Genomic DNA, 14,209 nt, shown 5'->3' with positions numbered 1-14,209 from the left:
GGCCCGAACAGGCTTCGGGGCGTATAGCTCAGGCGGTTAGAGCGCTTCGCTGATAACGAAGAGGTCCCAGGTTCAAGTCCTGGTACGCCCACGGACCTACCAGCCGCAGGTAACTGCGATAGGAGGAACACTGTGAAGAAGTTGTTGGTTATCGCAGCAGCTGTTGCAAGTGCTTTCGCCTATAAGAGGTGGCAGGAGTCCGAGAGGGAAAAAGCGGTATGGAGTAGGGCGACCGACACGGTCGGCTAAGCTATACTGGTGAGGTTGCCGTCACGGCAATCGTTCGGGGGCATGGCGCAATTGGTAGCGCACCTGCTTTGCAAGCAGGGGGTTCGGGGTTCGAGTCCCCGTGCCTCCACCGAAAGGAAAAGGTTCCGGTCTGTTGACCGGAACCTTTTTCGTTTTAGCGAAGATTAACCGCAGAGCACTGGGTGAATTAGTGTTACTTGGTGATCATCTTCCTGTCGATTCTTGGGGTACTTGGTGTAGCGGCGTCGGGGCCGATTATGGCGGCGACGGTGGCACCCGCTTTGGCTATCGCCTTTTGGCGTAACGCCATCGGCGCGGTGGTCATGGGCGGACCGGCGGCTATCTCCAAACGGCACGAATTCAAGGCGCTACGCCGCGTCGACTACCTCCGCCTTGCTGTAGCTGCCACCGCGCTAGCATTGCACTTCGCGTGCTTCATCACCGCCCTTAAGCTGACCTCGGTGGCAGCGGCCACGGCGCTGGTCTGCCTGCAGGTGGCCTGGATAGCGTTGTTCAACGCGATCCAGGGTTCGCGGCCCGCTACCAAAGTGATTGTCGGCCTGAGCGTGGCGCTGGCCGGCGTCGTCGTGATCACAGGGTTCGACCTGACGTTGTCCCGGGATGCTATTCTCGGGGACCTCCTGGCCCTTGCTGGCGGGGCGCTGGCGGGGATCTATCAGATGGCCGGAGCCAGCGCCCGGAAGACCATGTCCACCGGAACCTACACCACGCTGTGCTACGGCGGATGTGCGGTGATCCTATTGATGATGTGTTTTGTCTTCCGGCAACCGTTGACCGGGTTCTCGCCCGCAGCCTGGGTGGGGATCCTCGCCGTCACCCTGGTGGCTCAGCTGATGGGTCACACGGTGTTCAACCATCTGCTGGCCGTGATGAGTCCGCTCGTTGTCTCAATGATCATCCTGCTGGAAATTCCCGGCGCCGCGTTGTTGGCCGCGATATTCCTTGGCGAACAGTTGCCAGCTGGAACCTACGGGGGTCTGTTGCTGATCCTGGTGGGCCTGGCGATAGTGGTGGGCGGCCAGACAGCCGGGCGCGCCCGAGCCAGGGCCGCGGGCGCTCCGGTTGCCCCCCCGGTGCTGGGGGGCTCTTAGGACAGGGGTCCCTGATCATCGGCGGGGGGCTGAGCTGTTCCACCACGGCGAACACTGTGGGGGCTGCGCGCGGAGTGAACGGCGCGGATCATTTTCGCTGGATAATAGATCGACATGAAGATCAGCGGGGGGACCTTGAGGAACCGTTTGTTGATGCTGTGGGCTTTGTAGGTGCGATCAAACCTGGTCACGTAGTAGCGGTAATCCTTGGGTGAATCCTCTAACCGGCGTGCGGACATCCCGCTTACCATGGTCGGAAGGTAGCGAATCACCAGGTCGTGGTCGGCGAGATGAAGTGAGAGGTCAATGTCCTCGTGCATCTCGTCGGCCGCATCACGGCACGTTGATCCGCGGATCTGTTCCCAGGCCGTGTGGCGGATCGCCATATTGGAACCGAACAGGAAATGATACTGATTCCGAGCCAGCTTCAGGACCAGCTGCCGCAGCTTGTCATCGGCCAGGAGTCCCCAACGGCGCATCGGCATGTCGTAATAGACCACTGGTCCTGTGGCCGCGGCCACCTCGGGGTCAACAAAACCAGCAAGAACCTTTTCCACCCAATCGGGTTCCACTACAGAATCCGCGTCGATCCGACCGATGATGTCCCCAATAGCGCTGTTGAAGCCATAGTTGCGGGTAGGGATGAGGCCCTGGTCGGCTGATTGCTCCAGCAGTCTGATCGGGCTCTCGGGGTATTCCAGCTGCATCTGGGTGACGATGCGAGCTGTGCCGTCCGTGGAACGGTTATCGACTACGAGAATTTCATCGGCCGGGACTGACTGGTAGATGGCAGCGATCAGGCACTGTCTGATGACGCTTTCCTCGTTATACGCCGGAACGACTATGGAGACGGTGTTCTTCAAGGGATGCACGGCCGTAAATCTACCACCGTAGCTCGTCATACTGGCCCAGGACGGCTTAAACAGGAAAGGCGGCTCCGAAGAACCGCCCTCCCTTGTTGCTAAACCACTGACGCTACTTTGTAGCGTCCTTGACGTCTTCCGCTACCTCAGCGACTTTTCCGGTTGCCGTAGTGCCAGCAGACTTTGCTGCATCTGGAGCGTCGTCCACCGCGTTGCCAGCCTTCGCGGCGGCTCGGTCGGCGGCTTCCTTGATGTCGGCGACAACATCCTTGGCTTCCTTGGCTCGCTCGGCCTCGCCGGTAGGCTTGGTTTCCACCTTTACAGGGGTTTTCCAAGGGTCCTCGACCGGTTTCGATGCCCGCCAGACTGCTACGCCTGCGGTGATGGCCGCGGCGATAATACCGAAGATCAGCCAACCCTTACTGCCGCTCTTCTGACGCCTCTTCAGGTCACGCGATGCCTTCAGGGCCGCTGCCGCGGCAGCTTTCTGGGCCTTCTTGACGGCCTTCTTGTCACCGGTGACCCGGGTGACCACCCGATTCACTGGTTCGGGAATCGTCGCATTGGACAATGAACGGGATACGGAGTCGGCTGCGTCGCCAAGCTTGTGGGAGAGCGTCGGAAGATAGTCATCGACTACCTTGTCCCGGGCACTCGTGATCGCCGGGGCTGCTCGATCCAGAGTCTTCTGGATGTGGGGGGTAGTGGAATCCACCACATAGGAGATACGAGGCGCAACCTTGTCCAGTCCGTCCTGGATACGGGGGGTGACGGTAGAAATGCCGCCGGAAATGCCGTGGGCGGCCCGTTGGACTCCATGCTGGATCCTGGGCGACGCTGATCCGTAGCCCTTTTCGATACGGGGTGCTACCCAGTTGTAGGCGGCGTCCACGCGGGGCGCGGCCCAATCCCGTGCGGCTTCGGCACTGGTGGCGACGCTCTTCTCAAGGTCGTGGGTCATACGTTTGTTCTTCTTCACATCTGCCTCCCGCGGATAGTGGCTGTTGACTGTCAGCCTACGTGCTAACGCTTTCTCGTGCTATTCGTCCACCGTATTCTGCACGATTTTCACTGTGCGCTGAACGGGCCATTCTCAGCGGTTTGCCAGGGGCTCCGTGAAAGAATAGCAATATGACAGCTATTGCAACAGCACAAGCAACTATCCATACCAACCTCGGTGACATCCTTGTCAACCTGTTTGGGAACCACGCACCAAAAACCGTGCAGAACTTTGTCGGTCTCGCCACCGGCGAAAAGACGTGGACCCACCCCCAGAGCGGTGAGGAATCCACGAAGCCGCTGTATGACGGCACCATCTTCCACCGGGTGATCAAGGACTTCATGATTCAGGGCGGAGACCCTCTCGGCCAAGGTATCGGCGGACCGGGTTACCAGTTCGACGACGAGATCAACCCCGACCTCGACTTCACTGCTCCCTACAAGCTGGCCATGGCCAACGCAGGAATCCAGGGCGGCCGCGGCACCAACGGGTCACAATTTTTCATCACTTCGGTACCGACCACCTGGTTGCAGGGCAAGCACACCATCTTTGGCGATGTCACCGATGAAACCTCGCGCGGCATCGTCGAGCAGTTGAATGCCATTCCTACCGATTCGCGCGACAAGCCGCTGGAAGACGTAGTAATCACCTCGATCACGGTCAAGCAGCTCTAAAACCCCAATGACATACGGAATCCCGGCGGATCAGCCGCAACAGGAAGCGCCCGTGTGCCCCAGACACGTAGATCGGGTTAGCTATGTCCGCTGCCAGCGGTGTGGCAGGCCAGCGTGTCCGGAGTGCCAGCGCCCGGCTGCCGTCGGGGTCCAGTGTGTTGACTGCGTAAGGGAAAGCGCGCGTAACGCCCCGACCCGGCGAACCCTTTTCGGGGGAGTAGCGAGGCAAGGGAAGCCGATTCTCACTTTCTCCATCATTGGTGTCTGCGTAGTGCTTTTTCTGCTGCAGCTGGTGACTCCCGGCCTCACCGAGGTGTTGTCGTATGCCCCCCTCTATACCTCCGAGTATCTTTCTCCCGAGCCGTGGCGGATGCTGAGTGCAGCATTCCTCCACTCAACCGGATTCCTGCTGCACATCGCCTTTAACATGTACGCCCTGTGGATCATGGGACAGGCGTTGGAGCCGCTGCTGGGACGAGCCCGTTTCCTGGCGCTCTACCTGCTGTCAGCGTTTGGAGGGTCAGTGGCGGTGCTGCTGCTCTCCAACCCATTGCAGTCGGTGGTCGGTGCTTCGGGAGCGGTCTTCGGACTCTTCGGGGCGATGTTCATCGTGCAGCGCAGTAGGGGCGGCGACGTGAGGCAACTGGTGGTTTTGATTGCAATCAATGGCGTACTCGGGTTTGTGGTGTCTGGGATCTCATGGCAAGCGCACCTGGGCGGGCTCCTTGCAGGGGCTGCGGCCGCCGCCATCATCGCCTACGCGCCGAAGGGTAGTAATCGGGCCCTGATTCATTGGAGTGGCCTTGCGGGCTTGGCGGCGGTACTCGTTGGACTGACTGTGCTGGGGTCCGCCCTGGTACGGCTGCCCCTTGGGTAAGAGTTGTCCACAGGTCTTATCAACAGCGGGGATAACTTACACACATGTAATTCCACAGGTGTGGATAAGCACGGGCCCGCACTCGGCAGTATTTTATCTTTCACACCCACTAAGTTACCCACAGCTGTGGATAACTTAGTGCACAACGTGTGTACGGAGCGGAACTCCCTCTGGTTTCCGGAGAGAGACTAGTGCCACCGAGTGGTCATCAGGAACCCAATGATCGCCAGACCAAACCCGACCAGAATGTTCCAGGAATCGATCGAGGGAATCGGGAACCGTGCTTCGGAAACGTAGTACACGATGATCCACAAGAGGCCAAGGATCATCAGACCGAACATGACTGGTTTGTACCAAACGGGGTTCGGCTTGCGCTCAGCGGAGGCTGCAGCCGTGTTGGACTGGGTCGGCTTCTTGCGGGACTTCGACTCGGGCACTTGTCCTCCTAGATAGGCGAAGCCTCATCAGCTTCGCCATAGTGTTTACCCTCACAAGGGCTCGGCAGTCGGCGATCACACACGCTATCCTGAAAAAGAATCACTGTGGTCAGCACGGTTTCCGCTTAATTCTAACCAATGAACCGGTACCGGGGTGCCGGAAGGCCATGCACCTGAAATTCCTGGAGCGCTGCTGCTGATGCCGGGCGGTGCTGACAAGACATGATTCCGTCTTCGACAGTTCAACGATTGGCACCCTGCACCATGAGCAAAATTACCCGCATTCTGGTTATCGACAACTACGACAGCTTTGTCTATACCTTGGTCGGCTACCTGCAGGAGCTGGGAGCCGAGACCACTGTGGTGCGGAACGACGACGTGACGTTGGCTGAGGCGATTGCCCTCGCCGACGTGCGCGACGGTGTGCTCGTGTCACCGGGGCCGGGCGCTCCTGGAGACGCGGGGATCTGCATCGAGATGATCAAATGGTGCGGTGCCAATCAAATGCCAATGCTGGGTGTCTGTCTGGGACATCAGGCGCTGGCTGAAGCCTACGGCGGCACCGTGACTCACGCGCCGGAACTCATGCACGGCAAGACCTCGCTGGTGGAGCATGAGGCGGAGAGCATTTTTACTGGGCTACCCTCACCCTTGACCGCCACGCGGTACCACTCGCTCGCAGCCGTGAGCGATGTTGTCCCGCCGGAGCTGGTGGTTACCGCACGTACCGCCAGCGGCATCATCATGGGGTTGGAGCACCGGACCGCCCCATTGTGCGGCGTCCAATTCCATCCCGAGTCCGTGTTGACCGAAGGTGGCTATCGGATGTTGGGTAACTGGCTCGAGTCCCTCGGGCTGACTGGAGCCGCAGCGACGTCCTCAACGCTGAGCCCGCTGATCTCCAAGTAGGTTTCCGCCCGGATGCCCTCTCTGCCGAGCGGCTAGGGCTCCTCGGGCTCTTCCGAAGGAGTCGCTGTCGGAGTCGCTGTCCGTGTCGGCGTTGAAGTAGTGGTCGGAGTCGTGGTCGGTTCAGGCGATGGTTTCTCGGGCGCCGGTTCCATTGCCACAGTGAGGACGATTTCTGTCCCCGGGGCAACAGCCGAGCCGGCTTCTTCACTCTGGTCGGTGACGGTATCCGGTTCCACCACTTCGTTTTCAACCTGGACAACCCGGACCGTCAGACCCTTCGCCGGGTCCTCAAGCAACGCCCTGGCCTCATCGACAGGCAATTCGATCACGCGGGGCATCTCAACCAGCCCAGTGGACAGCACCAGATCGACGTCGGACCCGACGGGCACTGAACCTCCCACTGCGGGGTTCGTGGAAATGACGCGGCCAGCCGGAATGGTTGCGCTGTTCTCCTCAGTGACGTCGCCCCCGCTGAGACCGGCTGAGGTCAGCGCGTCTCTGGCGGATGACTCTGTCATTCCTGTGATGCTGTCGGGAATGACGGCGTCGGATGGTCCCTCCGAGATAGAGACGTTGACGGTTGATCCGGGTTCGACCTCCTCACCAGCCCCGGGATCGGAATCAATCACCAGCCCCGGATCGACCGTGTCGCTGAATTCTTCCTCGAACTGTGGGCGCAGGTCTGCGGCGAAGATGGCGTTGGCCGCTTCGTCCTGAGTCATCCCTTCGACCGTCGGAACAGCCTGCAGCACTGGACCGGCAGGTTCGTTGTTCAAAAGGTTGAGCAACACAAAGGTTCCACCGGCGAGGACCAGAGCCACGATGATGAAAAAGGTTGTGGTCCAGGCACGTCTGGTCGACCGACGTCGGTGGTCGTCGTCATCGTGGTCATCGCTGGATGTGCGGGGCAGGGGGAAAGGGGGGTGGTCTTCAGTAACGGGTCCGGAGCTCATTGAGCCTCCGGCCAGTACCTTGGCCATGGCGCGGGTCTGCGGCTCCTCGTCGGGCCCGGAAACCGCTGCTGGAAGCGTCGATAGGGCCGTGGTGGCGAGCTCCTGCGGCGAGGTAGTCGGAACGACACCCTTCCGGGCCGCCTGCAGTGCGGTACGGAAGGCGACAGCATCCTGGTAACGGTCCTGGCGGTCCTTCTCCAGGGCACGGTGCAGCACGGCGTCCAGCGCCGGCGACACCTCGGGATTGAACTGGCTGGCCGGTTTGGGCTCTTCCCGGACGTGTTGGTACGCCACCGAGACTGGGCTATCCCCAATGAAGGGCGGGCGCGCGGTAAACAGTTCGTACATCAGGCAGCCGGCCGAGTACAGGTCGCTGCGGGCGTCGACCGTCTCGCCGCGCGCCTGCTCAGGGGAGAGGTACTGCGCAGTTCCAATGACGGCCTGGGTCTGCGTCATGGTGGCAGCTGAATCGGCCATGGCCCGGGCAATGCCGAAGTCCATGACTTTCACGTTGCCCTCTGGGGTGATCATGACGTTGGCCGGTTTAATGTCGCGGTGGACTATGCCCGCCTTATGGCTGTATTCCAGGGCAGACAACACACCGACCATGTGTTCTGCTGACTCATCAAGGGACAGGTCGCCCGCCCGGATCAGATCGCGCAGCGTTCGGCCTGCCACGTATTCCATCACAATGAACGGAACTCTGACGTCGTCGACTGAGCGCCCGGGAACATCTTCTTCGCCGGTGTCGTAGACGGAGACGATAGTGGGATGGTTGAGGGCGGCGACCGCTTGCGCCTCGCGGCGGAAGCGGGATTGGAACAGTGGATCGCGGGCAAGATCCCGGCGCAGCACCTTGATGGCCACCGACCGGCCCAGCCGGATGTCACGACCGAGGTGGACATCGGCCATGCCGCCACGCCCGATGAGCTCACCTACTTCGTAACGTCCGTTGAGGACCCTATCAGTGGTCACGTGTCCGCCTTCCGCCTGCATCTGGGTAGTAACCGAAGAGCGCTACGGCGCTTCGGTGGGGGGTGGTGGGCTGGTGGTCACGACAGGGGGCTGTGTAGTCGCTACAGGGGGCGGGGTGGTCGCTACGGGGGGCGGGGTGAGTTGCGCTGGTCCTGAGGACACCACGTAGTTCACTGTGCTACCCGGCGCCACCTCCGATCCTTCGGTGGGGTCCACGCTGAGGACAGTCCCCGCGGGTTCCTCGGATACCTGCTCGCCTGTCTGGGAGCCCACCAGGCCTGCTTCAGCGAGTGCGGCCGCGAGTTGCTGCTCGGTTGCCCCCACTAGCCGTGCCGGGACAGCCACGGTCGCGGGAGCTTCAGGTCCGGTCGACACCGTCACGGTTACCCTGTCACCCCGCGTTAGGCTTCCGACAGGCGCCACCGCAATCACGATGCCTTCGGCCAGGTCCTCCGAGTTCTGCTCCTCGATAACAGGGTCAAGGCCACGCGAGATGAGGTCATCCCGAACTTGATCTACCGGGAAGCCCACGAACTCGACTGCGCTAATCACCACTGGCTCTTCAGTTTCCTCCGGCTCAGTCGTCGGCGTTTCGGAGGGCGTTTCACTGGAGGTTTCTGTCTCTGTCTCGGTCGGGTTTGCGCTGGTAGAGACGGCCGTGGTGGTTGCAGGAGGTGCAGTGGTGGGGTCGTCGTCGGCGCCTGTGAGCACCGGCCAGAGGAAGAACAATCCGACGCCAAATCCCACCAACAGAAACAGCAGAATCAGGGGGATCAGCCAGGGGCTTCGACCCCGGGATTCGTGGACGGGTTCGTCCCTATCGATGTCGTCCTCGTGCCATTCGCGCGACGCGGCAACCGCTGTGCTTCCGACGACCGGCAGTGACGACGTCGACGACGACGGCACGGCTCTCGTCGCCGCGGTTCGGGGTACGGGTACCGGAGCGGTGATCGGTCCGGTACCCGCCCCGAAGAGGAGCATCCCCGGCACGGCGGTCTCGGCGGCCCGGATGTCATTGCGCCGGATGGCGGCGACCGCCTGAGCCAGCAACTCTGCGTCGGCAGGACGTTCGGCCGGGTCTTTGGCGAGCATCGAAGCGATGAGGGCACGGACCGGGGTGGGGATGGTCTCGGGCAGGGGCGGCGGCGCATCATTGACCTGGGCCAGGGCTATAGCGATCTGGGACTCACCGGAGAACGGTCGACGGCCAGCGAGCAGCTCGTAACCAATCACCCCGAGCGCGTAGATGTCACTGGAACCGGTGGCGGCTTGACCCGTGGCCTGCTCGGGCGCAAGGTACTGGGCCGTGCCCATCACCTGGCCGGTGGCGGTCAAGGGAACCTGATCGGCCAGTCGGGCGATACCGAAGTCGGTGATCTTGACCCGACCGTCCGGCAGGATGAGCAGGTTGCCCGGCTTCACATCGCGATGCACGAGCCCCTGACGGTGTGCCACCGAGAGGGCAGTAGCCGTTTGTCCCACGATGGAGAGGGCGCGGTCCGGTGACAGGATCTGCTCGCGCTCAATAATGGTCGAAAGTGGCTGGCCCGGGACCAGCTCCATTACAAGGTAGGCGGAGCCGCCCTCCTCGCCGTAATCAAAAACGTTGGCGATGCCGTCATGGTTGAGCAGGGCAGTGTGCCGTGCCTCGGCGCGAAAGCGGTCGAGGAAGTTGGGGTCGCCCGTGTACTCCTCTTTCAGAATCTTGATAGCGACTTCGCGGCCCAGAACCTGGTCCATCGCTTTCCAGACCTCGCCCATTCCGCCAATGGCAATCCGGTCGGTCAGCTTGAACCGTCCGCCTAAGGTGATCCCTGATGTAGGCCTCACTTATTCAACACCGCCTCTATCAGTTGCTTAGCGCTTGGACTCGTGAGTTGGGCGCCCGTCGCAATGTCGACGTTCTGCATCACGATTGACACCACCACCTGGGGATCATCGGCCGGCGCAAACCCAGTGAACCAGGCATTGTCGCCCTGGCCCGATACCTCGGCTGTGCCTGTTTTACCAGCGACGTCGACGCCGGGGACGGCTGCTGCGCGAGCCGTGCCGTTGTTGACCACATTGACCATCCAGTCGGTGAGCTGGCTTGCCGATTCGGCGCTCATGGACTCCCTGAACACCTCGGGTTCCGGTGTGCTGATCGGTTCCAGGTCGGGAGCCCGCAGGGCCTTGACCAGGTTTGGCTTCATCAGGACGCCATCATTGGCGATCGCTGCGTTCACCATGGCCATCTGGAGGGGGGTCACCCGGACGTCAAACTGGCCGATGGCCGACTGGGCGAGCTCCGGTTCGGACGGCTCGGCTGGGAACTGGCTGGCCTCGACCCGGACGGGAATGTTGAATATTTCCCCGAAACCGAACTCCTGTGCCTGTTCCAGGACCGATTGTGCACCCAAATCCCAGGCGATCTGGGCGAAGGGTGTGTTACAGGATTGTTCAAGCGCAAACTCAAGGTTAGCCGTCGCCCGTGAGGCGCAACCACCGTTGACGAAGTTGGGAAGGCCAGCATCGGTTCCGGGGAGGTCGAGAACCGGCGGGTTGGGGATCTCCGAGTCGGCGTCAAAGTCCCCGGATTCCAGGGCTGCTGCAGCGACCACCAGTTTGAAAACGGAACCGGGGGCCACCAGGGATTCCGTCGCGGGATTGAAGTAGGGCGAGAGGCCGGGGACGGTGGACAATTCCTCGAGGTTCTGGAGGACCACAGCCGTGTCGTGTCCGGCCAGCAGGTTCGGGTCGTAGGACGGTTTGGACACCATGGCGAGGATGTTGCCGGTGCCGGGTTCCATCACCACGATCGAGCCCTGTTGACCATCCGGAATTAGATCCCACGCCAATTGCTGGATCTCCGGGTCGATCGTCAGTTCAACAGACGCGCCCCGCGCCTGGGCGCCTGAGAACAGTTGAACGATGCGATCGTAGAACAGCTCGTCACTGGTGCCCGACAGCTCGTCGGCCATGACGCTTTCCAACTGGGTCGCACCGTTGGCCAGCGAGTAGAACCCGGTCAGGTGGGCGTATAGATTTGGTTCGTTGTAGACCCGCTGGTAGTTGAACTGATCGTTGGACGGGACAGACTCGGCTACGGCCCGCCCGTCCACGAGGATTGATCCGCGGTTTTTACCAAAGTCCTGAAGCAGTGAACGGTTGTTCCAGTCGTTGCTGGCAAGGGCCTTGGCTTCGAAGAACTGGACATATGTCAGTGATCCGAGGACCAGCGTGAACATGGCGAGGGCTACCAGCCACGCGCTCCTGATTGCCTGATTCATGCGCTGACCTCCTTGGATCGGCCAGTGGACGGCCCGGTGCGGAAATCCTGCCGGTCAGGGAATGAGTCCTTCATCGGTCCGGTGACCGCCGGCCGGCGGGCGGATTCCGAGATGAGCAGCAGAATGGCGACGATGATCCAGTTGGCGAGCAGCGAAGATCCACCGGCGGACATGAACGGCGTGGTGAGACCGGTGAGGGGAATCAGCCGGGTTACCCCACCCATGACCACGAAGCACTGCAGGGCGATCGTGAAGGACAGGCCGCAGGCCAACAGTTTGCCGAACCCATCCCGGGTGCCCAGCGCGGTGCGGATACCACGGGACACCAGCAGGACGAACAGCATGATGATGCCGAAGAGCCCGATCAACCCCAGCTCCTCACCGAGTGCAGCAATGATCATGTCGCTGTTGGCATAGATCACCAGATCAGGACGCCCCTCCCCGAGACCGGTGCCGAAGAGTCCACCATTGGCGAGGCCGAAGAGCCCTTGCACCACCTGGAAACTGCTCCCGGATTGACGGTTGAACACCTCCGGGTCGAACGCGTTGATCCAACTGTCGATGCGCAATGACACGTGGCTGAACAACTGGATAGCCACGAAGCCACCAGCGGCGATCATCAGCAGGCCGATCAGGACCCAGCTGATCCGGCTGGTGGCCACGTAAATCATCACCATGAACAGGCCGAAGAAGAGGACCGACGATCCGAGATCGCGCTGGAAGATCAGGACTCCAATGCTGACCAGCCAGGCGACGACCATGGGAGCGAGATCCTTGAAGCGGGGCAGTTGCAGCGGTCCCACCTTCTTGCCTGCCAGCAGGATGAGATCCCGGTTGGTTGAAAGGTAGCCTGCAAAAAAGATGGCGAGGGTAATCTTGGCGATTTCTCCGGGCTGGAAGGTACCGAACCCCACATTGATCCAAATCCGGGCACCGTTGATCTCGAGCCCGAGTGGAGAGAGCGGCAGCAGCAACAGGACGGCGCTGGCGATCAGGGAAATATAAGTGAACCGTCGAAGCATCCGGTGGTTCTTGAAGACCAGCAGGACCGCAATCGAGGCTGCCATGGCCACCGAGGTCCAGAGGAACTGGCTTTCCGCGACGGTGGTGTCATTTGCCAGGTCGATCCGGTAGATCATTGCCAAGCCAACACCATTGAGCGCAACCACAATCGGGAGTATTACCGGATCGGCATATTTGGCGCGGATCCGGAGGACGAGGTGGAAAGCTAGAGCAAGCGCAGCCAGAATGCCGCTCTGGGTCCAGAAGGCGGAGTCGAATGGGTTGTCCTTTTCCAGGCCCACGATGAGGTTCGCGCTAATTGCCACACTGAGGGCCAGCACCAGAAGGAGCGCTTCCACGTTGCGGCGTGATCTGGGAATAGTGAGGACGTCGCTCATGATGTCTCGTCTCGGCAGCCCTGCGCGTCACCGGGTGCGGCCTGGGCACTGTTCTCCGGGCTGGGACTGCTGGATGGGTCGGCTGTTGGATCAGAAGTGCTGGAGCTGGACGGTGACGGCGACGCGGACGGTGACGGGGTTGCGTCCTCCGGCGGGCACGCCACAGCGCGCAGGTCGGCTCGGAGGCCCTCGACAATACGCTGGGCATGTTCAAGGTCGGTGGCAGGCAGGGAACTGGTCACCCGGGCACGCTGGTATTCAGGGAGGTTGGATACCGGAATGTCAGTCTCCTGGTCGAGGTGGCTGAGCTTCACGGGCCCGATCGTCTGGGATACCCCGTTGAAGATCGCCACGTTGTCGTCGTAGGCGGCGACGTAATAGCGGGTCTGCGTCCAGGCGTACCCGAACCACAGGACGGCTACCAGAATCAGGGCCATCAGTCCCAGAAAGGACGGGACGAGCCAGCGTTTACGGCCCCTAGTGGGTTCACCGTCGTCATCGAACAGCTCTGCATCCACTGCGGCCTTGTGGGTCAGCATCATCGCGGCGCGGCGTTCGGTGGTGCGCTGCGTGACAATCGGAATCTGACCGGTTTCCGTGGCCAGAGCGGCCGATCCAACCAGCACATGCGGCCGCGAGGAGAGATCCTGCCGGATCACGTTGGCGCGGATTGCTGAACCCGGGGCTGCCTCGGGCGGTTCTGCATCGTCCTTTTCTCCCGCGGCAGTCTTCGCAGGGGGGATGGTGGTGAGTGCCGCGGTCCGGAGATCCTCGGGCGTCGCCTCGACGATCTCGACGACTGCGATCGTCACGTTGTCGGGGGACCCACCAGCAAGAGTCAGATCGATGAGGGTATCTACGCAGGCCCGAAGATCCGGCGTCTCACGCATGATTCGCGCGATGAGGGGATCCCCGAGGACGGCGTTGAGGCCATCCGAGCACAGGAGCCAGCGCTCTCCGGCGGTGACCTCAAAGGAATGCAGATCCAGTTCGGGGCTTGCGTCAACGTCACCGAGTACCCGCATCAGCACGTTCTTATGCGGGTGGACGTCGGCTTCCTCGGGTTTCAGACGCCCCTCGTCGATAAGCCGCTGCACGAAGGTGTGATCGACGCTGATCTGCTCGAAGACGTCATCTTTGAGCCGGTAGGCCCGGGAGTCACCGATGTGAGCGAACTCGATCCGGTCGCCGTTGAGCAAGAGTGCTGTGACTGTGGTGCCCATTCCGGCCAACTGGGGGTTGGCGCTCACCAGCTCCGACAGCAGGGAATTTGCAGTCTGGATTTCGTCAGCGAGCTGGTTGGCTGCGTCGCCGTCGTAATCCTTTCGGTCCAGATGGACCAGGTCCAGCACCGTTGAGGCGGACGCCACGTTGCCACCCGCATGACCGCCCATACCGTCGGCCACGACGGCAAGGTAGCGTCCAACATAGGCGGAGTCATCGTTCTTGGCGCGGACCATCCCGACGTCCGAGCGTGCCGCGAAACGCATG

General features: G+C 61.5%; 13 protein-coding genes and 2 tRNA genes. 7 read left to right on the top strand and 8 right to left on the bottom strand.

From position 1 onward, the window contains the following. Nucleotides 1-17: 17 nt before the first annotated feature. The 4 genes from ACX80O_RS04835 to ACX80O_RS04820 all read left to right on the top strand — a co-directional run bounded on the left by ACX80O_RS04835 (nt 18) and on the right by ACX80O_RS04820 (nt 1,361). A tRNA-Ile gene (locus tag ACX80O_RS04835) sits at nt 18-91 on the top strand. Between the two features lie 41 nt (nt 92-132). Further along, a complete protein-coding gene (locus ACX80O_RS04830) occupies nt 133-249 on the top strand; it encodes a DLW-39 family protein (RefSeq protein WP_459307472.1) in 117 nt (38 codons plus the stop codon). Between the two features lie 36 nt (nt 250-285). Next, a tRNA-Ala gene (locus ACX80O_RS04825) sits at nt 286-358 on the top strand. 91 nt (nt 359-449) lie between these two features. Continuing rightward, nucleotides 450-1,361 carry a DMT family transporter gene (locus tag ACX80O_RS04820; protein WP_459307471.1) on the top strand — a complete coding sequence of 304 codons (912 nt, stop codon included), beginning with the start codon at nt 450-452 and terminating at the stop codon, nt 1,359-1,361. Here ACX80O_RS04820 and ACX80O_RS04815 read toward each other — a convergent pair. Together ACX80O_RS04815 and ACX80O_RS04810 are read right to left on the bottom strand one after the other, a co-directional pair. Next, nucleotides 1,358-2,263, bottom strand: a complete 906-nt coding sequence (locus ACX80O_RS04815; RefSeq protein WP_459307470.1) for a glycosyltransferase family 2 protein — start codon at nt 2,261-2,263, stop codon at nt 1,358-1,360. The two genes, ACX80O_RS04820 and ACX80O_RS04815, sit on opposite strands and share 4 nt — an antisense overlap. A 73-nt stretch (nt 2,264-2,336) precedes the next feature. Next, on the bottom strand, nt 2,337-3,185 hold the full coding sequence (locus ACX80O_RS04810) for a hypothetical protein (RefSeq protein ID WP_459332722.1): 849 nt from the start codon (nt 3,183-3,185) through the stop codon (nt 2,337-2,339). A 170-nt stretch (nt 3,186-3,355) separates the two neighbouring features. On the opposite strand from ACX80O_RS04810, the gene ACX80O_RS04805 reads away from it, so the two are divergent. Further along, nucleotides 3,356-3,898, top strand: a complete 543-nt coding sequence (locus tag ACX80O_RS04805; RefSeq protein WP_459332721.1) for a peptidylprolyl isomerase — start codon at nt 3,356-3,358, stop codon at nt 3,896-3,898. 271 nt (nt 3,899-4,169) lie between these two features. After that, nucleotides 4,170-4,775: a rhomboid family intramembrane serine protease gene (locus ACX80O_RS04800; protein WP_459307467.1), complete on the top strand. Its 606-nt coding sequence runs from the start codon at nt 4,170-4,172 to the stop codon at nt 4,773-4,775. A 188-nt stretch (nt 4,776-4,963) separates the two neighbouring features. Here ACX80O_RS04800 and ACX80O_RS04795 read toward each other — a convergent pair whose 3' ends face one another. Next, nucleotides 4,964-5,212: a cell division protein CrgA gene (locus ACX80O_RS04795; RefSeq protein WP_459307466.1), complete on the bottom strand. Its 249-nt coding sequence runs from the start codon at nt 5,210-5,212 to the stop codon at nt 4,964-4,966. Nucleotides 5,213-5,476: 264 nt separating this feature from the next. On the opposite strand from ACX80O_RS04795, the gene ACX80O_RS04790 reads away from it, so the two are divergent. Continuing rightward, complete coding sequence (locus ACX80O_RS04790) at nt 5,477-6,121, top strand: anthranilate synthase component II (RefSeq protein WP_459332720.1); 645 nt, start codon at nt 5,477-5,479, stop codon at nt 6,119-6,121. A gap of 32 nt (nt 6,122-6,153) precedes the next feature. Here the strand turns inward: ACX80O_RS04790 and pknB are convergent, their stop codons facing one another. Genes pknB through ACX80O_RS04765 form a run of 5 tightly spaced genes read right to left on the bottom strand, consistent with a single transcriptional unit; the run spans nt 6,154 to nt 14,208 of the window. Next, a complete protein-coding gene (gene pknB, locus ACX80O_RS04785) occupies nt 6,154-8,049 on the bottom strand; it encodes a Stk1 family PASTA domain-containing Ser/Thr kinase (protein ID WP_459332719.1) in 1,896 nt (631 codons plus the stop codon). Nucleotides 8,050-8,091: 42 nt separating this feature from the next. Further along, on the bottom strand, nt 8,092-9,879 hold the full coding sequence (locus ACX80O_RS04780) for a protein kinase domain-containing protein (protein WP_459332718.1): 1,788 nt from the start codon (nt 9,877-9,879) through the stop codon (nt 8,092-8,094). Further along, nucleotides 9,876-11,318, bottom strand: coding sequence for a peptidoglycan D,D-transpeptidase FtsI family protein (locus ACX80O_RS04775; RefSeq protein WP_459332717.1), 1,443 nt, complete (start codon nt 11,316-11,318; stop codon nt 9,876-9,878). The genes ACX80O_RS04780 and ACX80O_RS04775 overlap by 4 nt, the downstream gene beginning before the upstream one ends. After that, nucleotides 11,315-12,718 carry an FtsW/RodA/SpoVE family cell cycle protein gene (locus ACX80O_RS04770; protein ID WP_459332716.1) on the bottom strand — a complete coding sequence of 468 codons (1,404 nt, stop codon included), beginning with the start codon at nt 12,716-12,718 and terminating at the stop codon, nt 11,315-11,317. The genes ACX80O_RS04775 and ACX80O_RS04770 overlap by 4 nt, the downstream gene beginning before the upstream one ends. Then, the gene (locus ACX80O_RS04765; protein ID WP_459332715.1) at nt 12,715-14,208 is read right to left on the bottom strand and encodes a PP2C family protein-serine/threonine phosphatase; all 1,494 of its coding nucleotides are present in this window, start codon (nt 14,206-14,208) and stop codon (nt 12,715-12,717) included. The genes ACX80O_RS04770 and ACX80O_RS04765 overlap by 4 nt, the downstream gene beginning before the upstream one ends. Nucleotide 14,209 lies beyond the last annotated feature (1 nt).

Source organism: Arthrobacter glycogeni (assembly GCF_054511155.1).
This window is presented reverse-complemented; position numbering and strand designations above follow the sequence as displayed.

Bases quoted from the DNA above. Each gene is read 5' to 3' on its own strand.
- ACX80O_RS04815 (WP_459307470.1), bottom strand. From the start codon at position 2,263: ATGACGAGCTACGGTGGTAGATTTACGGCCGTGCATCCCTTGAAGAAC.
- ACX80O_RS04810 (WP_459332722.1), bottom strand. From the start codon at position 3,185: ATGACCCACGACCTTGAGAAGAGCGTCGCCACCAGTGCCGAAGCCGCA.
- ACX80O_RS04805 (WP_459332721.1), top strand. From the start codon at position 3,356: ATGACAGCTATTGCAACAGCACAAGCAACTATCCATACCAACCTCGGT.
- ACX80O_RS04790 (WP_459332720.1), top strand. From the start codon at position 5,477: ATGAGCAAAATTACCCGCATTCTGGTTATCGACAACTACGACAGCTTT.
- ACX80O_RS04775 (WP_459332717.1), bottom strand. From the start codon at position 11,318: ATGAATCAGGCAATCAGGAGCGCGTGGCTGGTAGCCCTCGCCATGTTC.
- ACX80O_RS04770 (WP_459332716.1), bottom strand. From the start codon at position 12,718: ATGAGCGACGTCCTCACTATTCCCAGATCACGCCGCAACGTGGAAGCG.
- ACX80O_RS04765 (WP_459332715.1), bottom strand. From the start codon at position 14,208: ATGCGTTTCGCGGCACGCTCGGACGTCGGGATGGTCCGCGCCAAGAAC.